The organism is Streptomyces sp. NBC_00224 (assembly GCF_041435195.1).
Classification (GTDB): domain Bacteria; phylum Actinomycetota; class Actinomycetes; order Streptomycetales; family Streptomycetaceae; genus Streptomyces.
In genome coordinates, this window is the sequence record NZ_CP108106.1 from 6325503 (window position 1) to 6346285 (window position 20783).

The following is a 20783-nucleotide window of genomic DNA, read 5'->3' on the forward strand; positions in this document are numbered from 1 at the left end:
CATGACGGACACCAACGTCAACATCATCAAGCTCACCGCCGCCGAGATCGCCTCGAAGATCGCGTCCGGCGAGCTCACGGCCGTCGAGGTCACCGAGGCCCACCTGGCCCGGATCGACGCCATCGACGAGAAGGTGCACGCCTTCCTGCACGTGGACCGCGAGGGCGCGCTCGCGCAGGCCCGCGCCGTCGACGCCAAGCGGGCGGCGGGCGAGAAGCTGGGCCCGCTCGCCGGTGTCCCGCTGGCGCTGAAGGACATCTTCACCACCGAGGGCATCCCGACCACGGTCGGCTCGAAGATCCTCGAAGGCTGGATCCCGCCGTACGACGCCACGCTCACCAAGCGGCTGAAGGCCGCCGACGTCGTCATCCTCGGCAAGACCAACATGGACGAGTTCGCCATGGGGTCCTCGACGGAGAACAGCGCGTACGGCCCGACCGGCAACCCGTGGGACCTCACCCGGATCCCCGGCGGCTCCGGCGGCGGCTCCTCCGCGGCGCTCGCGTCGTACGAAGCCCCGCTCGCCATCGGCACGGACACCGGCGGCTCCATCCGCCAGCCCGCCGCCGTCACCGGCACCGTCGGCGTCAAGCCGACCTACGGCGCGGTCTCCCGCTACGGCATGGTCGCCTTCTCGTCCTCCCTCGACCAGGGCGGGCCCTGCGCCCGTACGGTCCTGGACGCGGCGCTGCTGCACGAGGTCATCGCCGGGCACGACCCGCTCGACTCGACCTCCATCGACGCGCCGGTCCCGCCGGTCGTCGAGGCCGCGCGCAACGGCTCGGTGGCCGGTATGCGCGTCGGTGTCGTCAAGCAGTTCGGCGGCGAGGGCTACCAGGCCGGCGTCGTCCAGCGCTTCAACGAGTCGGTCGAGCTGCTCAAGTCGCTCGGCGCCGAGATCGTCGAGCTGGACTGCCCGTCCTTCGACCTGGCGCTCTCCGCGTACTACCTGATCGCGCCGAGCGAGTGCTCGTCCAACCTGGCCCGCTTCGACGCCATGCGCTACGGCCTGCGGGTCGGCGACGACGGCACGAGGTCGGCCGAGGACGTCACCGCGCTCACCCGCGAGGCGGGCTTCGGCGACGAGGTCAAGCGCCGGATCATCCTCGGTACCTACGCGCTGAGCTCCGGCTACTACGACGCGTACTACGGCAGCGCCCAGAAGGTCCGCACGCTCATCACGCGGGACTTCGAGAAGGCCTTCGAGCAGGTCGACGTGATCGTCTCGCCGACGACCCCGACCACCGCCTTCCCGATCGGCGAGCGCGCCGACGACCCGATGGCGATGTACCTCGCGGACCTGTGCACCATCCCGACCAACATGGCGGGCAACGCCGCCATGTCGCTGCCCTGCGGCCTCGCGCCGGAGGACGGCCTGCCGGTCGGCCTGCAGATCATCGCCCCCGCCCTGAAGGACGACCGCCTTTACAAGGTCGGCGCCGCCGTCGAGGCCGCCTTCGTGGAAAAGTGGGGCCACCCGCTGCTTGAGGAGGCACCGTCGCTGTGAGTGCACTGACCAAGGCCAAGGGCTTCAAGAAGTCCAAGGCCGGTACGTACCTGTCCATCGGCACCACCGCGTTCGGCGCCTTCAGCGTGGTCAAGCAGGCCAAGAAGGCCCGCACCGAGAACGACACGCTGAAGCTGCTCGACGCCGTCGTCTCCGCCGCCGCCATCGCCACCGGCGTCGCCATCCTGCTGCGCGAGCTCAAGCGCATCGGTGACGACGACGTCCTGCTGGGCTGAGAGGGAAGTTTTTCACCGTGACCGTCATTGACCTGGTCTCGTACGAGGACGCCCTCGCGTCGTACGACCCCGTCATGGGCCTTGAGGTCCATGTCGAACTCGGTACCAAGACCAAGATGTTCTGCGGCTGTTCTACCGAGCTGGGCGCCGAGCCCAACTCGCAGACCTGCCCCACCTGCCTCGGCCTGCCCGGCTCGCTCCCGGTCGTCAACGCGATCGGCGTCGAGTCGGCCGTCAAGATCGGCCTCGCGCTCAACTGCGAGATCGCCGAGTGGTGCCGCTTCGCCCGGAAGAACTACTTCTATCCGGACATGCCGAAGAACTTCCAGACCTCCCAGTACGACGAGCCGATCGCCTTCAACGGCTATCTGGACGTCCAGCTGGAGGACGGCGAGATCTTCCGCGTGGAGATCGAGCGCGCCCACATGGAGGAGGACACCGGCAAGTCGACGCACGTCGGCGGTGCCACCGGCCGCATCCACGGCGCCTCGCACTCGCTGCTCGACTACAACCGGGCCGGCATCCCGCTCATCGAGATCGTCACCAAGCCGATCGAGGGCGCGGGCGAGCGGGCCCCCGAGGTCGCCAAGGCGTACGTCGCCGAGCTGCGCGAGCTCATCAAGGCGCTCGACGTCTCCGAGGCCCGGATGGACAAGGGCCAGATGCGCTGCGACGTGAACCTGTCGCTGCGCCCCAACGGGACCGAGAAGTTCGGCACCCGCAGCGAGACGAAGAACGTCAACTCGCTGCGGTCGGTCGAGCGTGCGGCCCGCTTCGAGATCCAGCGCCACGCGGCGGTGCTCTCGTCCGGCGGCACGATCGTGCAGGAGACCCGTCACTTCCACGAGGAGGACGGCTCCACCACCTCCGGCCGCATCAAGGACAACGCCGAGGACTACCGGTACTTCCCGGAGCCCGACCTCGTCCCGGTCGCCCCGGCCCGCGAGTGGGTCGAGGAGCTCCGCAAGGGGCTGCCCGAGCTGCCCCGGGTGCGCCGCAACCGGCTCCGCGAGGAGTGGGGCGTCTCCGAGCACGACATGCAGTCGATCCTGAACGCGGGCGCGGTCGACCCGATCGTCGCCACCATCGAGGCGGGCGCGGACGCCGCGGCCGCCCGCAAGTGGTGGATGGGCGAGCTGGCGCGCAACGCCAACGAGCAGGGCAAGGCCCTGGACGAGCTGCCCATCACCCCGGCCCAGGTGGCTCGCCTGGCGGCGCTCGTGGCCTCCGGCGACCTCAACGACAAGCTGGCGCGCCAGGTCATCGAGGGTGTCCTCGCGGGCGAGGGCGACCCGGACGCGGTCGTCGAGAAGCGCGGCCTCAAGGTCGTCTCGGACGAGGGCGCGCTCGGCGCGGCCGTGGACGAGGCCATCGCGGGCAACGCGGCCATCGCGGACAAGATCCGCGGCGGCAAGGTGCAGGCCGTCGGCGCGCTGGTCGGCGCGGTCATGAAGACCACCCGCGGCCAGGCGGACGCGGCCCGCGTCAAGGAGCTCATCCTGGAGAAGCTGGGCGTCGAGGGCTGAGCCCCTGACCCCGGAGCACGTTCTCCTACGTACGTAGTACGTGTACGAGTCGGCCCCCGCATCCATGGGATGCGGGGGCCGGGTCATATGCCACGGTTGCGCGGAATCAAACCCTCCTGCCGGGTGACCTGGTCCCGGAACGTCTATAGGGTGCCGAGCGTGGACGGGCGAGAAGCGGTGAGAGTGCTCGGGCGGCGTACGGCGCTGCGGTATCTGGCGCTGGGGACGGCGGCCAGTGCCGTGTCGGCCTGTACCGGCGCGGGGGCGGCGGAGGGGCCCCGCAAGCAGGCGCTGAAGGCGTTCGTGAAGGGCGAGTGGGCCTACCGCTCGAACCAGAACCACCAGGGCGTACTGACGGTCAATCCCGACGGCCACTGGTCTGTCACCCAATGGGGTGGAATGTCCGGTCAGTGGATGCTCGACGGCGCCGTTCTCTCGGTGAGCACCGACGCCCCCGCCGGTGACGCGGAGTCCGAGGAGCAGGAAGCCTTCACGCTGACCAGCATGCCGGAGAAGGTCAGCCGGTCGTTCTCCCAGCCCCTCACGCTCTCCGGCGGCTGGTCGAGCATCGGCACCGCCGTCGAGGCCGCCTACGGCAAGGGCGTCCTCACCCTCGCCTTCCGGGGCGACGGCGCCGAGGACCTGCTCGTCACCTGCACCCGCCGCAAGTGACCGGAGGGGCCGCTGGGGCCCCTGTCCGCAGTGTCCGGTGAGCAACCCGGCACTGCCCTGTGAGTAACCCCACGAAACGGGCAAACGATCACTATTCGCTGTCAGAGTTGCAGCGCGTAGAGGTCATGCGTTCTTTGCGGGCTGTTCAAGTCGTACCGGCTGTTCCCGGGCAAAGATCCACGAACCATCCAGGGAGCACATTCGTTGGCAGCCATCGCACGGTGGTGCATCAGGCACCGCCTCGTCGCCGTCCTGCTCTGGCTCCTCGCGTTCGGCGGCGCCACGGCCGCCACCGCCGTCGCCGGCTCCGCGTACTCCAACGACTACGAAGTCCCGGGCACCGAGTCCGGCCGCGCCACCGCCCTGCTCGACGCCGGGTTCCACGGCGGCCGCGGCGGCGACACCGACACGGTCGTCTGGCGCACCGACACCGGATCCGTACGCGCCCCCGACGTACAGCAGCGCATGTCCAAGGCCCTCGGCGCGGTCGCGAAGCTCCCCGGTGTGGCCTCCGTGAGCGGTCCGTACGGCCGCGACGGCGGCGCGCAGATCAGCGCCGACGGGCGCACCGCCTACGCCTCCGTCACCTTCGACCACACCGCCGGTGAGATCCCCAAGGCCCAGGCGCGGGACGTCGTCGACACCGCGAAGGCCGCCTCCGCCGACGGCCTCCACGTCGCGGTCGGCGGCAGCGCCGCCGCGCTCACCGAGACCAGCTCCGCGCACCTCAGCGAGATCGTCGGCGTGGTCGTCGCGGCCGTCGTCCTCTTCCTCGCCTTCGGCTCGCTCGCCGCCAGCATCCTGCCCATCGTCACCGCGGTGATCTCCGTCGGCACCGCGTACGCGGGCATCGGGCTGCTCGGCCACGCCATGACCGTCGCCGACTTCGCGCCCATGCTCGGCCTGCTCATCGGGCTCGGCGTCGGCATCGACTACGCCCTGTTCATCGTCACCCGGCACCGCCGGGGCCTGCGCCAGGGGCTCACCGTCGACGAGGCCGCGACCCGGGCCGTGGCGACGACCGGGCGGGCCGTGGTCTTCGCCGGTGCGACCGTCTGCATCGCACTGCTCGGCATGCTCATCCTGCGGCTCGGCTTCCTCAACGGGGTCGCCGTCGCGGCCTCGCTGACCGTCGTGCTCACCGTCGCCGCGTCCGTGACGCTGCTGCCCGCGCTGCTCTCCCTCATCGGGACGCGGGCGCTCAGCCGCCGCGAGCGCCGTCGGCTCGTCGAGCACGGGCCGCAGCCGGAGCTGCCCACCGGCTTCGCGGCCCGCTGGTCCGCCTTCGTCGAGCGCCGCCCCAAGCTGCTCGGCGCGGTCGCCGCCGTGGTGATGCTGGTGCTCGCGCTGCCCACGTTCTCGCTCCATCTGGGCACCTCCGACCAGGGCAACAACCCGGCGAAGTCGACCACCCGCACCGCCTACGACCTGCTCGCCGATGGGTTCGGGCCCGGCGTCAACGGGCCGCTCACCCTCGCCGCGAAGCTCGACGGCGCCGACGACCGGCTCGCCATGGAGCGGCTGCCCGGGCTGCTGCGGTCGAGCGAGGGCGTCACCTCGGTGAGCCCGGTGACGTACAACGCCAGCGGCGACACTGCCGTCCTGACCGTGGTGCCGGACTCGGCGCCGCAGTCCCAGGACACCAGCGCCCTCGTCGACCGGCTGCGCCACCAGGTGCTGCCGGGCGCCGAGAAGGGCACCTCGCTCGACGTCCACGTGGGCGGCGTGACCGCGAGCTACGACGACTTCGCGGGCGTGATCATCGGGAAGCTGCCGCTCTTCGTCGGCGTGGTGATCACCCTCGGCTGCGTCCTGCTGCTCCTCGCCTTCCGCTCGCTCGGCATCCCGCTCAAGGCCGCCGCGATGAACGTGGCGGCGGTGGCGTCCGCGTTCGGCATCGTCGTCGCGGTGTTCCAGTGGGGGTGGGGGAGCGAGCTGCTGGGCCTCGGGGCGTCCGGCCCGATCGAGCCCTTCCTGCCGGTGATCATGGTCTCGGTGCTCTTCGGGCTCTCCATGGACTACCAGGTGTTCCTGGTCAGCCGGATGTACGAGGAGTGGCTGGAGACCGGCGACAACCGGCGCGCGGTCCGGGTCGGCCTCGCCGAGACCAGCCGGGTGATCAACTCGGCCGCCGTGATCATGATTTCGGTCTTCCTGGCGTTCGTGCTCAGCGGCGAGCGGGTGATCGCGATGTTCGGCATCGCCCTCGCGGCGGCAGTGGCCCTCGACGCGTTCGTGCTGCGCACCCTGCTCGTACCGGCCCTGATGCACATGCTCGGTGGCGCCAACTGGTGGCTGCCCGGCTGGCTGGACCGGCGGCTCCCCAGGATCAGCATCGAACCGCCCGAGTGCCGCCGTGCGACGATTCCGGTGCAGCGCGCGAGCGAGCCGGTGGACGAGCCGGTCGACGAGCTCGTGGGCTAGCCGTACGGGAACGACGCACGACATACGAGGGAGCAGCGGGATGTTCGCGATATCGCTGGGGGACGACGGCGCCGAGCTGCGGCCGCTGGAGCCGCACCACGCCGAGGAGTACCTCGCGCATATCGACCGGGGGCGTGACTTCATCGGGCAGTTCATCCTGCTCGCCGAGGTGAGCCAGGACCTCGAATCGTCGCGGGCGTTCCTCCAGGGGTATGCGGACAAGGCGGCCGCCGACACCGGGCGCATCTACGGCATCTGGTCCGACGGCACGCTCGTCGGCGGTGTCCTCTTCCGTACGTTCGACGCCCGGCTCGGCACCGCCGAGGCCGGCTGCTGGCTGGAGGAGTCGGCGGTCGGGCGCGGGCTCGTCACACGCGCGGTCCGGGTACTTATCGACTGGGCCGTCGAGGAGCGCGGGATCCACCGGGTGGAGTGGCTCGCCGCCTCCGGCAACACCGCCAGCATCAATGTGGCCAAGCGGCTCGGGATGTCGCGGGACGGGGTGCTGCGGGAGAACTACCCGTACCGGGGCGTACGCCAGGACACCGAGGTGTGGGCGGTGCTGGCCCCGGAGTGGCGGGCGTCCCGGGAGGCGCGGCCCGTCCGTTAAGGAGCCTCTCAGAAAGGCCGCCTACCGTCCCCGGCATGACTGCCACCCCCGCCACCACCAAGACCGACAACGAAGCCGACGCCGAGGCGACGGCTGCCCAGGAGTCCGGGGCCGCCGCCGCGCAGGCCCCGGAAGGCTCGGAGGACCACGCCGAGAAGGCGCGGCTCTCGAAGGAAGCGCCCGCCGACGAGGCCGCGGACGGCGAGGACGATGACGAGCTCGATGACGAGCTCGATGACGACGGACTGCCCGTCGCGCCCGCCCGCACCGGGATCGGCGCCGGCGCCGCCGCCGTCGTCTCCGGGGCGCTCGGCCTCGCCTCGCTCACCGGCACCTGGACGGGCAAGATCCTCTCCGAGCGGGAGACCCTGCTCGGCCAGATCAAGACCGCCCAGGGCGGCTCGGCGTCCGCGCAGATCCACGAGATCTACGGCGACTCCTGGCACACCACCGCCGCCGTCAACGGCGGCTTCGCGCTGCTCGCCCTGCTCGTCGGCGCGTTCGTCCTGGCCCGCCCGGCGTTCGGCGCCCCCGACGCCCCGCCGCAGCCCGTCTGGGTGCGGGCGGTCGCGCTCGGCGGCCTCGTCCTCGGCGCGATCGGCCTGCTGCTCTCCGTCGGAATGTATTTCGACCTGTTCGCGACCCTGCCCTCGACCGGCTCCTGACGCCTCAGAGCGCCGGGGGCACCATCGTGAAGCGGGCCAGTACGGCGGCGCGCACGGTCTGGCGCTGAGGCTCCAGATCGAGCTCCGGGACGGCCTCCGGCGCGCCGCCGCCGTACCCCGCCGCGCGCATCATCCCGGGCGCCGCCGCCGGATACGGCCGCGCGTCCTCGGCGCCCTCGTCGGCCAGTTCGAGCAGCGCCACCAGCTCGCTGCCGAGCGCCGTCGCGTACTCGCGGGCGCGCTCCACCGCCTGCTCGACGGCCCGGCGGCGGGCCTTCCCGTACGCGGGCGAGGCCGGGCGCAGGCCCCACCAGGGGCCGTCCACCCGGGTCAGTTCGAGGGAGGCCAGGCGCGAGACGAGTTCGCCGAGCGCCGTGAAGTCACCGAGCTCCACCGTCACCCGCACCTGCCCGTGGTACGCGCGGACCCGCTCGCCCCGGCCGTGCCTGCCCAGTTCGGGGCTGACCGAGAACGAGCCCGTCTCCAACTGCTCCACCGCCTCCCCGTACGACTTGACGAGGTCGAGGACGGCCGCGTTGCGGCGGGTGAGGTCCTCCAGCGCGGTACGGCGGTCGGTGCCGCGCGCGGTGACCGTCACACCGAGCCGGGCGATCTCCGGGTCGACGTCGAGCACGGCCTCGCCCCGGACCGCGATCCGGGGGGCTTCGGGGGTGCCGTAGGGCAGGTGCGGGGACGGCTGGGTCATCTCGGCTCCCTGGGGTGGCTGGGTGCGGCCCACTCTTCCACCGGCCCGCCCCCAAGGCATCCACCGCACGTCTGAGGGGGCGGGCCGACATCTAAGTCCCCCCTGCCGGATCTAAGTCCCCCGCCGGGCGCCTAAGTCCCCCGCCCCGCCGCCCGCCGCGCGTCTAAGGCCCCGCCGCCGTGCGGATGCGGCACTCTCCCGATGTGCCGGGACCCCCTGGGAGGCGAGAGTTGAGGCATCGCAGGAAGCGATGAACCACCAACTCAAGCCCCCCGGGGCGACAGGGAGCCGAAGATGTTCCAGTACGAGATGCACAAGGTGAACCAGGCCGAGCTGCTCCGCGAGGCCGCCGCCCAGCGGCTGGTCCGCCAGGCCCGCGTGGCCCGCCGGGCCCGCCGGAACGCCGATCACGAAGCCGAAGGGCGGGTGAACCACCTCCGGGACCTGCGCGACCGTTTCGCGCACGCCGCCTGAGCGCCCGCGAGAACCGCGATGACCTTGATCGTCACCACGGGTGCCGCTGGACCGGACGGCTGTGCGATGCTCGGCGACGTGGAGACCAGGTCTTTCAGCCCCGTGTTCGTCGGCCGCGCCGGTGAACTGACCGCCTTGAACGAAGCGCTCGCCCGCGCCACCGCGGGCGAGCCGCAGGCGTTGCTGCTGGGCGGTGAGGCCGGCGTGGGCAAGACCCGGCTCATCGAGGAGTTCACCAGCGCCGCCTGCGACGCCGGAGCAGTGGTCGCGGTCGGCGGCTGCGTCGAAATCGGCGCCGACGGCCTGCCCTTCGCCCCGTTCTCCACCGCCCTGCGCACCCTGCGACGCCGACTGCCCGACGAACTCGCCGCGGCCGCCGAAGGCCAGGAGGAGGAGCTGGCCCGGCTGCTGCCGGAGCTCGGCGAGGCCAGCCGGGAGAGCGGCGAGGACGGCACCGCCCGCCTCTTCGAACTCACCGTACGGCTCCTGGAGCGGACCGCTGCCGACCGCACGGTCGTCCTGGTGCTCGAAGACCTGCACTGGGCGGACGCCTCCACCCGCCATCTGCTCGCCTATCTCCTGCGCACCCTGCGGCGCGGCCGGCTCGTCGTCGTCGCCACCTACCGCGCCGACGACATCCACCGCCGCCACCCGCTGCGCCCCCTGCTCGCCGAACTCGACCGGCTGCGCACGGTCCGGCGCATCGAGCTGTCCCGCTTCAACCGGGGCGAGGTCCACCGCCAGCTCACCGGGATCCTCGCCGCCGAACCCGAACAGGCGCTGGTGGACGAGATCTTCGCGCGCTCCGACGGCAACGCCTTCTTCGTCGAGGAGCTGAGCGTGTGCCACGAGTCGGGCTGCGTCCCCGGCGGCGGCCTCAGCGAGTCCCTGCGCGACCTGCTGCTCGTACGGGTCGAGACGCTGTCCGAGGACGCCCAGCTCGTCGTGCGCATCCTCGCCGAAGGCGGCTCCACCGTGGAGCACCCGCTGCTCGCCGCGGTGTGCCGGCTCGCCGAGGACGACCTCAACGCGGCGCTGCGGGCGGCCGTCGGCGCCAACATCCTGCTGCCGACGGAGGACGGCGACGGCTACCGGTTCCGGCACTCGCTGGTCCGCGAGGCGGTCAGCGACGACCTGCTGCCCGGCGAGCGCTCCCGCCTCAACCGCCGTTACGCCCAGGCCCTGGAGGCCGACCCTTCGCTGGTCCGCGCGGATGTGCACGCCACCCGCCTGGCCAGCTACTGGTACTGCGCGCACGACGCCGCCAAGGCGCTGCCCGTGGTGCTGCGCGCCGCCGTCGAGGCGCGCAAGCGGCACGCCTACTCCGAGCAGCTGCGCCTGCTCGAACGCGGCATGGAGCTGTGGGAGTCGGTCCCCGCCGAAGTCCGCGCCGATCTGCGCCCGCTGGACTACGCGGGCGCCTACCCCTCGTGCGGCACCTGCGACCCCGCCACCACCCCGCTCGGCTATCTCGACCTGCTCGCCGAGGCGGCCGTCGCGGCCCGCTTCTGCGGTGAGCGCGAGCGCGCCGTGAAGATAGCCAAGCGCGCGCTGCGGCTCATCGAGTCCGACGAGGCGGACGCCCCGCCCGGCACCCCGCACGGCGACCCGCTGCGGGCCGCCTGGTTCTGGACCGAGCTCGCCAAGCTGGTGCAGAACCTCGGGCGCGGTGACGGCTGGGACGAGATCGCCACCGCCCAGGAGCTGGTGCGCGGGCTGCCGCCGTCCGCCGTGCACGCGGCGGTCCTGGCCACCGCCGCGGGCTGGGGCATGCTGCACCGCCCCGGACCCGAGTCGCTCGCCGCCGCCGAACGGGCCGTGGAGTACGCCAAGTTGGTCGACGCCGAGGAGACCGAGCTCAACGCCCGGCTCACCCTCGGCGGCCTGATGGTCGACGCGGGCGACATCGAGGGCGGCCTCGCCATGATGCGCGGGGTCGTCGACCGCTCGCTGGAGCTCGGTCTCGTCGGTGAGGCGGGCCGCGGCCATGTGAACCTCTCCTCCAGTCTCGAATCGGTCGGCCGCTCCCAGGAGGCCGCGCGAACCGCGGCTGAGGGCGTACGGGTGTCGCGCAAGTACGGCCTCCTCGACAACGAGGCCTGGGCCGCGGCCAACGAGTCCGACGCCCTGCTCAGCCTCGGCCGCTGGGACGAGGTCATCGAGCGCGCCGAGTGGGTCCAGCGCTCCGCGGTGAGCGGCAAACCCAGGGGTTACGCCGCACTCCGTCTCGCCCAACTCTTCTTGGCGCGCGGCGATTTGGAGCTCGCTGCCGCCCGTCTCACCGATGCCATCGGCTACTTCGGTGCCCGCGACCCGCTCCCGCAGAGCGCGGTGCCGGTGGCCCGGGCCGAGCTGGCCGTCGCGGCCGGGCAGGGCCGGTTCGCCGACGCGCGGGCCGGGCTCGCCCGTGCGGTCGAGGCCGGCTTCCCGCCCGGCACCCAGCGGTACGGCTGGCCACTGCTGATCGACGCCGCCGCCGTGGAGGCCGATCTGCGCGGGCTGCCCGCCGCCGGGCCCGGCCGGACGGAGGCCCTGGCCCTGATCCGCTCGGCGGCCCGGACGATGCCCACCCCCAGCCCGCTCGCCAAGGCGTACGCCCTGTGCGTCGAGGCGGAGCTGGCTCGCGCCGAGGGCCAGGACGGCGCGGCCCGCTGGGAGGCGGCCGCCACCGCGCTCCAGCCGCTTGAGCGCCCGTACGAACTCGCCCGGGTCTGCCACCGGTGGGCCGCCGCGCTGCTCGCCGAGGGCAACCAGCGCGACACCGTCGGCACGCTGCTGCGGCAGTCGTACTCCGCCGCCGTACGCCTCGGGGCCCGGCCGCTCGTGGAGGAGCTGGAGCTGCTGGCCCGCCGGGCCCGGCTGCCGCTCACCGCGCCGGAGCCCGCCGTCCCGGACGAGGCCGCCGACCCCGCCGGGGCGCTCGGGCTGACCAGCCGCGAGCAGGACGTCCTGCGCCTGGTCGCCGTGGGGCACAGCAACCGCCAGATCGCCGAGGAGCTGTACATCTCCCCGAAGACGGCCAGCGTGCACGTCTCCAACATCCTGGCCAAGCTGGGCGTCTCGGGCCGGGGCGAGGCCGCCGCGCTGGCCCACCGGCTCAACCTCTTCACCGACAGGGCGGCCTGAGCGGGGGCGCGGGGTGCGGGGCGCGGCTCGGCGTGCCCGCGCCCCGTGCTCCTGCGCCTACGTCACCTCCAGTTCCAGGATCTTGTCGTCGCCCGGCTTCGGGGTGCCCCGGCCGTCGGTCGCGCTGGTGACCAGGAGCAGGGTGTGCGGCCCCGTCGCCATCACCGTCCGCAGCCGTCCGTACGTGGACGTCAGGAACGCCTCGGGCCGCGCGAGCGGTTTGGTGCCGTCGAGCGGGATGCGCCACAGCCGCTCGCCGCGCAGGGACGCCATCCAGATGCTGCCCGCCGCGTACGCGATACCGCTCGGTGAGGCGTCCGCGGTCTTCCACTGCTCCACCGGGTCCACGAACCCCGGCTTGTTCCCCTTGCCCTCGACCACCGGCCAGCCGTCGTTCTCACCCGGCCCGATCACGTTCAGCTCGTCCCAGGTGTCCTGGCCGAACTCCGAGGCCCACAGCCGCTTCGCGCCGTCCCAGGCGAGGCCCTGCACATTGCGGTGGCCGTACGAGTACACCACCGAGTCCGCGTCGGGGTTGCCGTGCACCGGCTGTCCGTCCGGCGTCATCCGCAGGATCTTGCCGCCCAGCGACTTCTTGTCCTGGGCCAGACCCCGGTCGCCCGTCTCGCCCGTGCCCGCGTACAGCATCTTGTCCGGGCCGAAGGCGATCCGGCCGCCGTTGTGGATGGTGCCCTTGGGGATGCCCCGCAGGATGGTGTCGGGCGCGCCCAGCTGCTCGCCCGCCGGGCGCTTCTCGTCGTAGATCATGCGGGCGATGCGGTTGTCGGACTCGGTGGTGAAGTACGCGTACACCTGGTGGTCCGAGGCGTACGCGGGGGAGAGCGCGAGGCCGAGGAGGCCGCCCTCGCCGCCCGGTTCGACCCCCGGCACGCTGCCGATCACGGTCTGTTTTCCGGCCGAGTCGATCCGGCTCACCGTGCCCTCGTCGCGCGAGGCGACCAGCAGGCCCCCGTCGGGCAGCGGGGCCACGCCCCAGGGCGACTTCAGGCCCTGGGCCACGGTTCTGGTGACCTTCACCGAGCCCTTCGGTGGTGGGAGATCGGCGGCGGGCGTGGAGGCCGAGGCCCCCGGGGAGCTGGGCGCGGGCGTCGAGCGGACGCCGCCGTCGGGCCGCGGGGCGGTCCCGGACGAGCACCCGGCCGCGAGCACCAGCACGGCAGCGGCCAACAGGGCCGTCACAGCAGGACGTTGCACGGTTCGCTTCCTTTCGAGCGGCTGCGGTCTCTACCGTACTTACACCGCCCGAGCCACTCAGGTTCCCGATCGCGTTTCCGGCGCTCCGGGGAACCGCCGGCTGCCGCGGAAACCCGACCGGGGCCCGGCCGCACCCCGGCCGCACCTCGGCCGACCCCGGCCGCACCCGGGCACCCCCACCCGCCCCGCCCTCAGTCCCAGGACCCCCGCGCCCCCGGCAGCCGTTCGATCTCCGCCTCGTCCCGGGCCGTCAGGGCGAGCCCGGCCGCCGCGGCGTTCTCGCGGGCCCACTCCTCGCGCTTGGTGCCCGGGACCGGCACCACGTGCGGGCCCCGGCCGAGCAGCCAGGCCAGGGCGACCTGGGCCGGGGTCACCTCGTCCCCGTGGCGCGCCGCGACCCGGCGCAGCCCCACCACCACGGGCTGGTTGGCCGCCATCATCTCGGCGGTGAAGCGGGGGTGCCGGGCCCGTACGTCCTCCGGCTCGAAGCCCTGGCCGGGGGTGAGCGTGCCGGTGAGGAAGCCGTTGCCGAGCGGCATCGCGGCCAGGAAGCCCACTCCCCGCGCCGCACACCACGGCAGCAGCCCGTCCAGCGCCTCGCGCGACCACACCGACAGCTCCGCCTGGATGGCGCTGACCGGGAAGACCTGCTGTACGCGCTCCAGTTGACGAATCGTCACTTCATAAGGGGCGCCGGACCGGCGGGCCCTCGGTGCGCCGCCCGTCGCGCACACCCCGAGCGCCCGCACCTTGCCCGCCGTCACCAGCTCCGCCATCGCGCCCCAGGTCTCCTCGACCGGCACCTCGGGGTCCGCCCGGTGCAGCTGGTAGAGGTCGATCACATCCGTCTGGAGCCGCCGCAGCGAGGCGTCGCAGGCGCGCTTCACATAGCCGGGCCGCCCATTGGCCACGACATGTGCGTCGCCGCCGACGAGCAGCCCGCACTTGGTGGCGACGAAAGCCTCGGCCCGCCGCTCCTTCAGCGCCCGGCCCACCAGCAGCTCGTTCTTGAACGGGCCGTACATGTCCGCGGTGTCGAGCAGAGTGGACCCGGCGTCGAGCGCGGCGTGCACGGCGCGCAGCGAGCGGTCCCCGCGCTGCTGCGACGTGGTGTATCCCCAGCTCATCGGCATACAGCCGAGGCCGATCGCGCCCACCTCCAGGGCCGCCGCACCGATAGTCCTGCGCTCCAACTCCCCGTACCCCTCCGTACCGCCCTGGGTGTGACCCCCAAACTAACCTCTGGCCGCCACCGGTCCTGACATAGCCTCCCGGCATGACTGCAGACGTATGGATCCCCCTCCCGGCCGACGAGATCCCGGGCCTCCCCGACGGCCTCTCCTACCGCTTGTGGGACGGCGGTCCGGACTATCCCGCCGACCCCGCCGCCTGCGCCTTCTACGTGGTCCCGTACATGAAGGGCACCGCCACCGCGGTGCGGCCGCTCGCCGCGATGACCGGCGTACGGGTCGTGCAGACACTGTCGGCGGGCATCGACCACGTACAGCCGGGCCTGGGCGCGCTGCCGACGGGCGTACGGCTCTGCAACGCGCGCGGTGTGCACGAGGCGTCCACCGCCGAGCTCACCCTCGCGCTGATCCTGGCCTCGCTGCGGGGCATTCCCTCGTTCGTCGCGGGGCAGGAGAAGGAGGAGTGGCGGTCCGGGTTCTATCCGGCCCTCGCCGACAAGTCGGTGCTGATCGTCGGGTACGGATCGATCGGCGCGGCCATCGAGGACCGGCTCGCGCCATTTGAATGCGCCCGGGTGGCGCGCGTGGCGCGCTCCTGGCGCACGACTGCGCGCGGCCCAGTGCATCCCCTCACCGAATTGCCGGCACTCCTTCCGGAAGCCGACGTGGTGGTCCTCTCCACGCCGCTCACCGAGCAGACGAAGGGCCTGGCGGGCGCAGAGTTCCTGGGCCGCATGAAGGACGGGGCGGTCCTGGTGAACGTGGCCCGGGGCCCGGTCGTGGACACCAAGGCGCTCCTCGCCGAGCTGGAGAGCGGCCGCATCCGCGCCGCCCTCGACGTCACCGACCCCGAGCCGCTGCCCGCCGGACACCCGCTGTGGCATGCGCCGAACGTTCTGATCAGCCCTCATGTCGGGGGCTCCACTTCGGCGTTCCTGCCGCGCGCGAAGGCGCTGATCGCCCGTCAGCTGACCAAGTACGCGGCCGGGCAGCCGCTGGACAACGTGGTCCTGACGACCGAGTAGGGCCCCGCCGCCTCCGATTGGCGACTCTGCGCACCGGCCCGAGTGCGATCCGTATCCACAACTCCCTTGGTGGTCACGGAGCGTAGAGGAACTATGTCCCTGAGTGACGAGACTGGTGTATCGTCCCGACCGGGGGCTGCGCCGCGTGTCTGGCGGCGCGGGGGAGCGAATGTCACAGCGAGGGGGGCGACGGGCGATGCACGGCCAATGGACCAACGATCCGACGCGGCGGAGCCGCCGACGGCTACCCCGAGGCGCGAGGGCGGGGCTCCCGAGGGACCGCAGCCGGCCCAGGATCCGCAGCCGGGCCCGGACCCGGCCGCCGGCCCGGGCGGCCCGTCCGCCCTCCCCGACCGCCCGCCCGGCGGCCGCGAGGGCCCACCCGCCGGGCCGGGCGAGCGGCCCCCGGTCGCCCCGCACCCGTACCGCGTCCGGACCCGGAGGGGCCCGGTGAGCGCCCCGGGAGTGGCACTGCCCCACCGGCCCGTCCCCGGCGGCGGGACGGGCCTGGTGCCCCAGCTCGTCCTCGCGGTGATCTGCGCGGGGTACGCGACCGGAGCCGCGCTCGGCTGGGGATCCCCGGAAGTCGCCGATGCGATGGGGGACTTCGGACTCAGCGCCGCGGCCACGGCGGCCTCGGTCTCCTGCTTCCTCTACGCGCGCGGAAGCGCCGGGGAGGCGGAGAGCCGCTTTCGGCCCGCGTGGCTGCTCTTCTCTTTCTCTTCCGCCATGTTGGCGAGCGGCAACGGAGTCTGGGGGTGGTACCAAGTGGTCCTCGGACACCCGGTCCCCTCACCCTCGCTGGCCGACCTGTTCTTCCTGCTCTTCGCGCCGCCCGCGATCGTCGGTCTCCTTGTGCTGGCCAAGCGTCCGGTCACCCGGGCGGGCTGGGTCTGCCTGGCCCTCGACTCCTGGCTGATCGGCGGCTCGCTGCTGACCCTCTCCTGGAGCCTGGCCCTCGCGCACACCGCGCACTTCGAGGGCGAGAGCGTCGCCCGGGCCGCACAGGCGCTGGCGTACCCGCTGCTCGACATCGCGCTCGTGAGCATGGTGCTCGCACTGCACTTCCGGCGCTCCTCCGCCAACCGGTCGGCGATCAACACGGCCATCGCCGCGCTCGCCCTGACCGTGCTGTGCGACGCGCTGTACACCTCACCGCTGCTGCGCGAGCACTACCGCTCCGGCCAGTTCCTGGACGCGGGCTGGTTCGCCGCGTCGCTGCTGCTCGCCTACGCGCCGTGGGGCGCCCGCAAGCTCGCCCCGGGCCTGGGGTTCGCGCCGCCACCGCCGCCCCGGCGGCCCGGCGCGCTCCCGGCCGGCCGGCCGATCGCGGGCTCGCTGGGGGCGCTCACGCCGTACCTCGCGGCCACGGTGTGCACCCTGGGGATCCTCTACAACGTCATCGAAGGCCGCCGGGTCGACCGGGTGGTGGTCTTCACCGGGTGCACGGTGGTGCTCGCGCTCGTGGTGCGCCAGGGGATCATGCTCGTCGACAACATCGCGCTGACCCATGAACTGGCCCAGAAGGAGAACCACTTCCGCTCCCTGGTGCAGGGCTCCAGCGACGTCATCATGATCGCCGCGCCCACCGGGGTACTGCGCTATGTCAGCCCCGCCGCCGCGGGCGTCTACGGACGGGACGCGGAGGACCTGGTCGGCTCCGAGCTGGCCTCCCTCATCCACCCCGAGGACCTGGGCCGGGTCGTGCACGAGGTGCGGCGCTTCCTCGCCGCGCCCCCGCTGGACGAGCCCGCGGGCCGGATCGAGTGCCGCTTCAGGTCGGGCACCGGCGAGTGGCTGAACGTGGAGTCGACCATCAACCGCCACCAGGGCGGCCTCATCCTCAACAGCCGGGACGTCACCGAACGGGTGCGCCTGCAGGCCCAGTTGCAGCACAACGCCGAGCACGACCCGCTCACCGACCTGCCCAACCGCGCCCTGTTCACCGAGCGCGTCCGCCAGGCGCTGACCGGCCGCCGCGCCTCCGACCCCGGCACGGCGGTGCTCTTCATCGACCTCGACGGCTTCAAGCAGGTCAACGACACCATCGGCCACCAGGCCGGCGACGAGCTGCTGATCCAGGCGGCCCGCCGCCTCCAGGACTCGGTGCGTGCCGGTGACACCGCGGCCCGTCTCGGCGGCGACGAGTTCGCCGCGCTGATCCTCGGCGACGGCGGCCGCGACCGGGCGGCCCGCCAGCGCCAGGTGTACGAGATCGCCGACCGCCTGCGCCTGACGCTCTCGCAGCCGTACCAGATCGACGGCAACGAGGTACGGGTCGCCGCCTCCATCGGCGTCGCCTTCGCCGAGAGCGACGTCAGCGCCCGCGAGCTGATGCGCAACGCCGACCTCGCGATGTACCGGGCCAAGTCCGGTGGCAAGAACCGCGTCGAGATGTACGCGCCGCAGATGCAGGCCGAGGTCGTCCGCAAGACCGAGCTGGCCGCCCGGCTGCGCACCGCGCTGCACGAGGGCGAGTTCGCGCTGCTGCACCAGCCGGTGGTCAACCTCACCACCGGGCGGGTGGCCGCCGTGGCCGCGCAGGCGCGCTGGAGATCCGCCCAGGGGATCCTGTTCACCCCGGCCGAATTCCTGCGGGTCGCCGACGACAGCGAGCGCACCGCGGAGCTGGGCCGCTGGCTCCTCGAAGAGGCCGTCGAGCAAGCCGCCGAGCGCGGCCGGGCCGGGCACGACACCCCGGTCGCGGTCCGCCTCCCGGCCCGTCGGCTGCTCGACAAGTCGATGCCGCTGGGCTCCGTGGAAGCCCTGCTGACCAGGCACGGGCTGCCGTCGGGCGCCCTGGTGATCGAACTGGCCGACAGCGACCCCAGGATCTCCTTCGACGAGCTGGAGCGACGTCTGGTGGCCCTGCGCCGGCTCGGTGTGCGGATCGCCCTCGACGGCTTCGGCAGCGGGTACGCGGCGATCAACGCCCTGCGCCGGCTCCCCATCGACGTACTGAAACTGGACAGGGGACTGGTCGAGGGCGTGGTCGAGTCCGCCCGGCTGCACAAGATCACCAGCGGGCTGCTGCGGATCGCCTGCGACCTCGGGATGCAGTCCGTGGCCGACGGCGTGGACGTGCCGGAGCAGGTCCTGGCGCTGCGGGCCATGGGGTGCACCCACGGGCAGGGCATGGCCTTCTCCGGGCCGCTGGACGAGTACCGGCTGCGCCGGGCCCTGGTGCGGGGCACCTTCCCGGTGCCGGGCGGGGCCGCGTTGCCCGTGCTCAGCGGCCGGTCGCTGCCCTCTGTCCGGGTCAATCACTCAAATAGTGAGACACCCGTCCCACCCACTTGACACTACCGGGGCGCCGGGGGGAGGGTCATTGCCATGCGCACCCGAATTCTCGTACTTGGAAAGCGCGTCGGCTGAAGCCGGGCCCCCCACGCGGGCCCAGTGGACCACACCCGACGCGCTCCCCTCGCTTGCCTCACGGCACGAGGGGTTTTTTGTTGCACTGGCACCCCTGAAGCACGACAGCGATCTCGACCAAACCCCCGCATAAACCCTCAGCTTCGAGAAGAGAATGCCGATGACCGAGCAGGCCACCGGGGCCCACCACCCGCAGCCGCGGGCCCGTAACGGCGGACACCACGCCGCCACCGTTGAGCACGTCACGGGCGCGCAGTCCCTCATCCGCTCTCTTGAGGAAGTCGGGGCCGAGACCGTCTTCGGCATTCCGGGCGGCGCCATCCTCCCGGCGTACGACCCGATGATGGACTCCACCCGGGTCCGCCACGTCCTGGTCCGCCACGAGCAGGGCGCCGGTCACGCCGCCACCGGCTACGCGCAGGCCACCGGCAAGGTCGGCGTCTGCATGGCGACCTCCGGCCCCGGCGCCACCAACCTGGTCACGCCGATCGCGGACGCCCACATGGACTCCGTCCCGCTGGTCGCGATCACCGGCCAGGTCTCCTCCAAGGCGATCGGCACCGACGCCTTCCAGGAGGCGGACATCGTCGGCATCACCATGCCGATCACCAAGCACAACTTCCTGGTCACCAAGGCCGAGGACATCCCGCGCACCATCGCGGAGGCCTTCCACATCGCCTCCACCGGCCGCCCGGGCCCCGTCCTGGTCGACATCGCCAAGGACGCCCTCCAGGCGCGCACCACCTTCTCCTGGCCGCCGCACCTGGACCTGCCGGGCTACCGCCCGGTGACCAAGCCGCACGCCAAGCAGATCCGCGAGGCCGCCAAGCTGATCGTCCAGGCCAAGCGCCCGGTCCTGTACGTCGGCGGCGGCGTCCTGAAGGCCGGCGCCACCGCCGAGCTGAAGGTCCTCGCGGAGCTCACCGGAGCGCCCGTCACCACCACCCTGATGGCGCTCGGCGCCTTCCCCGACAGCCACCCGCTGCACGTGGGAATGCCCGGCATGCACGGTGCGGTCACCGCCGTCACCGCGCTGCAGAAGGCGGACCTGCTGGTCGCGCTCGGCACCCGTTTCGACGACCGGGTCACCGGCAAGCTGGACAGCTTCGCCCCGTACGCGAAGATCATCCACGCGGACATCGACCCGGCCGAGATCGGCAAGAACCGCGAGGTCGACGTGCCGATCGTGGGCGACGCCCGCGAGGTCATCGCCGATCTGGTCCAGGCCGTCCAGGCCGAGCACACCGAGGGCCACACCGGTGACTACACCGCCTGGTGGAACGATCTGAACCGGTGGCGCGAGACCTACCCGCTCGGCTACGACCAGCCGGACGACGGCACCCTCTCGCCGCAGCAGGTCATCCAGCGCATCGGCGAGCTCTCCCCGGCCGACACCATCTACGCGGCCGGCGTCGGCCAGCACCAGATGTGGGCCGCCCACTTCATCAACTACGAGCGCCCCGCCACCTGGCTGAACTCCGGCGGCGCCGGAACGATGGGGTACGCGGTCCCGGCCGCCATGGGCGCCAAGGCCGGTATGCCGGACCGCCCGGTCTGGGCGATCGACGGCGACGGCTGCTTCCAGATGACCAACCAGGAGCTCACCACCTGTGCGCTCAACAACATCCCGATCAAGGTCGCCATCATCAACAACGGCGCCCTCGGGATGGTCCGCCAGTGGCAGACCCTCTTCTACAACCAGCGCTACTCCAACACCGTGCTGCACAGCGGCCCGGAGAACGGCATCGCCGAAGAGGGCAGGCCCAGCGGCGGCACCCGCGTCCCGGACTTCGTGAAGCTGTCCGAGGCCATGGGCTGCTACGCGATCCGCTGCGAGCGCCCGGAGGACCTGGACAAGGCCATCGAAGAGGCCAACTCCATCAACGACCGCCCGGTCGTCATCGACTTCATCGTCCACGAGGACGCCCAGGTGTGGCCGATGGTCGCCGCCGGCACCTCCAACGACGAGGTCATGGCAGCCCGGGGCGTCCGTCCCGACTTCGGCGACAACGAAGACGACTGAGAGAGCAGA

At 72.5% G+C, this 20783-nt stretch carries 15 protein-coding genes; 12 read left to right on the plus strand and 3 right to left on the minus strand.

What is annotated here, in order from left to right; all coding sequences use genetic code 11:
- The first annotated feature begins 1 nt into the window (after position 1).
- From gatA to OG965_RS28395, 7 genes are all read left to right on the plus strand, one after another.
- Positions 2-1507 (plus strand): Asp-tRNA(Asn)/Glu-tRNA(Gln) amidotransferase subunit GatA, encoded by a 1506-nt coding sequence (gene gatA, locus OG965_RS28365; RefSeq protein WP_371654884.1) that lies wholly within the window; start codon positions 2-4, stop codon positions 1505-1507.
- Positions 1504-1743, plus strand: a complete 240-nt coding sequence (locus OG965_RS28370) for a hypothetical protein (RefSeq protein ID WP_371654885.1) — start codon at positions 1504-1506, stop codon at positions 1741-1743. The genes gatA and OG965_RS28370 overlap by 4 nt, the downstream gene beginning before the upstream one ends.
- 17 nt (positions 1744-1760) lie before the next feature.
- The gene (gene gatB / locus OG965_RS28375) at positions 1761-3269 is read left to right on the plus strand and encodes an Asp-tRNA(Asn)/Glu-tRNA(Gln) amidotransferase subunit GatB (protein ID WP_371654886.1); all 1509 of its coding nucleotides are present in this window, start codon (positions 1761-1763) and stop codon (positions 3267-3269) included.
- 159 nt (positions 3270-3428) lie between these two features.
- Positions 3429-3941, plus strand: coding sequence for a hypothetical protein (locus OG965_RS28380; RefSeq protein ID WP_371654887.1), 513 nt, complete (start codon positions 3429-3431; stop codon positions 3939-3941).
- A 204-nt stretch (positions 3942-4145) separates the two neighbouring features.
- A complete protein-coding gene (locus OG965_RS28385) occupies positions 4146-6365 on the plus strand; it encodes an MMPL family transporter (protein ID WP_371654888.1) in 2220 nt (739 codons plus the stop codon).
- Positions 6366-6405: 40 nt separating this feature from the next.
- Positions 6406-6975, plus strand: a complete 570-nt coding sequence (locus OG965_RS28390) for a GNAT family N-acetyltransferase (protein ID WP_371654889.1) — start codon at positions 6406-6408, stop codon at positions 6973-6975.
- A 35-nt stretch (positions 6976-7010) separates the two neighbouring features.
- Positions 7011-7640, plus strand: a complete 630-nt coding sequence (locus OG965_RS28395) for a hypothetical protein (protein WP_371654890.1) — start codon at positions 7011-7013, stop codon at positions 7638-7640.
- A 4-nt stretch (positions 7641-7644) separates the two neighbouring features.
- On the opposite strand, the gene OG965_RS28400 is transcribed toward OG965_RS28395, so the two are convergent.
- Positions 7645-8346: an SIMPL domain-containing protein gene (locus OG965_RS28400; RefSeq protein ID WP_371654891.1), complete on the minus strand. Its 702-nt coding sequence runs from the start codon at positions 8344-8346 to the stop codon at positions 7645-7647.
- Positions 8347-8640: 294 nt separating this feature from the next.
- Between OG965_RS28400 and OG965_RS28405 the strand changes: the two genes are divergently transcribed.
- Together OG965_RS28405 and OG965_RS28410 are read left to right on the plus strand one after the other, a co-directional pair.
- A complete protein-coding gene (locus tag OG965_RS28405; RefSeq protein ID WP_371654892.1) occupies positions 8641-8820 on the plus strand; it encodes a hypothetical protein in 180 nt (59 codons plus the stop codon).
- 18 nt (positions 8821-8838) lie between these two features.
- A complete protein-coding gene (locus OG965_RS28410) occupies positions 8839-11946 on the plus strand; it encodes an AAA family ATPase (RefSeq protein ID WP_371654893.1) in 3108 nt (1035 codons plus the stop codon).
- 57 nt (positions 11947-12003) lie between these two features.
- Here OG965_RS28410 and OG965_RS28415 read toward each other — a convergent pair whose 3' ends face one another.
- Together OG965_RS28415 and OG965_RS28420 are read right to left on the minus strand one after the other, a co-directional pair.
- Positions 12004-13161, minus strand: a complete 1158-nt coding sequence (locus tag OG965_RS28415) for a sorbosone dehydrogenase family protein (protein ID WP_371654894.1) — start codon at positions 13159-13161, stop codon at positions 12004-12006.
- Between the two features lie 191 nt (positions 13162-13352).
- On the minus strand, positions 13353-14354 hold the full coding sequence (locus OG965_RS28420; protein WP_371654895.1) for an aldo/keto reductase: 1002 nt from the start codon (positions 14352-14354) through the stop codon (positions 13353-13355).
- Positions 14355-14437: 83 nt separating this feature from the next.
- On the opposite strand from OG965_RS28420, the gene OG965_RS28425 reads away from it, so the two are divergent.
- The 3 genes from OG965_RS28425 to OG965_RS28435 all read left to right on the plus strand — a co-directional run bounded on the left by OG965_RS28425 (position 14438) and on the right by OG965_RS28435 (position 20774).
- Positions 14438-15376, plus strand: coding sequence for a 2-hydroxyacid dehydrogenase (locus OG965_RS28425; protein ID WP_371654896.1), 939 nt, complete (start codon positions 14438-14440; stop codon positions 15374-15376).
- A 450-nt stretch (positions 15377-15826) separates the two neighbouring features.
- Positions 15827-18676 carry a putative bifunctional diguanylate cyclase/phosphodiesterase gene (locus tag OG965_RS28430; protein ID WP_371657085.1) on the plus strand — a complete coding sequence of 950 codons (2850 nt, stop codon included), beginning with the start codon at positions 15827-15829 and terminating at the stop codon, positions 18674-18676.
- A gap of 229 nt (positions 18677-18905) precedes the next feature.
- A complete protein-coding gene (locus tag OG965_RS28435) occupies positions 18906-20774 on the plus strand; it encodes an acetolactate synthase large subunit (RefSeq protein ID WP_371654897.1) in 1869 nt (622 codons plus the stop codon).
- Positions 20775-20783 lie beyond the last annotated feature (9 nt).

Bases quoted from the DNA above. Each gene is read 5' to 3' on its own strand.
- OG965_RS28405 (WP_371654892.1), top strand. From the start codon at position 8,641: ATGTTCCAGTACGAGATGCACAAGGTGAACCAGGCCGAGCTGCTCCGC.
- OG965_RS28395 (WP_371654890.1), top strand. From the start codon at position 7,011: ATGACTGCCACCCCCGCCACCACCAAGACCGACAACGAAGCCGACGCC.
- OG965_RS28435 (WP_371654897.1), top strand. From the start codon at position 18,906: ATGCCGATGACCGAGCAGGCCACCGGGGCCCACCACCCGCAGCCGCGG.
- OG965_RS28400 (WP_371654891.1), bottom strand. From the start codon at position 8,346: ATGACCCAGCCGTCCCCGCACCTGCCCTACGGCACCCCCGAAGCCCCC.
- gatA (WP_371654884.1), top strand. From the start codon at position 2: ATGACGGACACCAACGTCAACATCATCAAGCTCACCGCCGCCGAGATC.
- OG965_RS28410 (WP_371654893.1), top strand. From the start codon at position 8,839: ATGACCTTGATCGTCACCACGGGTGCCGCTGGACCGGACGGCTGTGCG.
- OG965_RS28390 (WP_371654889.1), top strand. From the start codon at position 6,406: ATGTTCGCGATATCGCTGGGGGACGACGGCGCCGAGCTGCGGCCGCTG.
- OG965_RS28425 (WP_371654896.1), top strand. From the start codon at position 14,438: ATGACTGCAGACGTATGGATCCCCCTCCCGGCCGACGAGATCCCGGGC.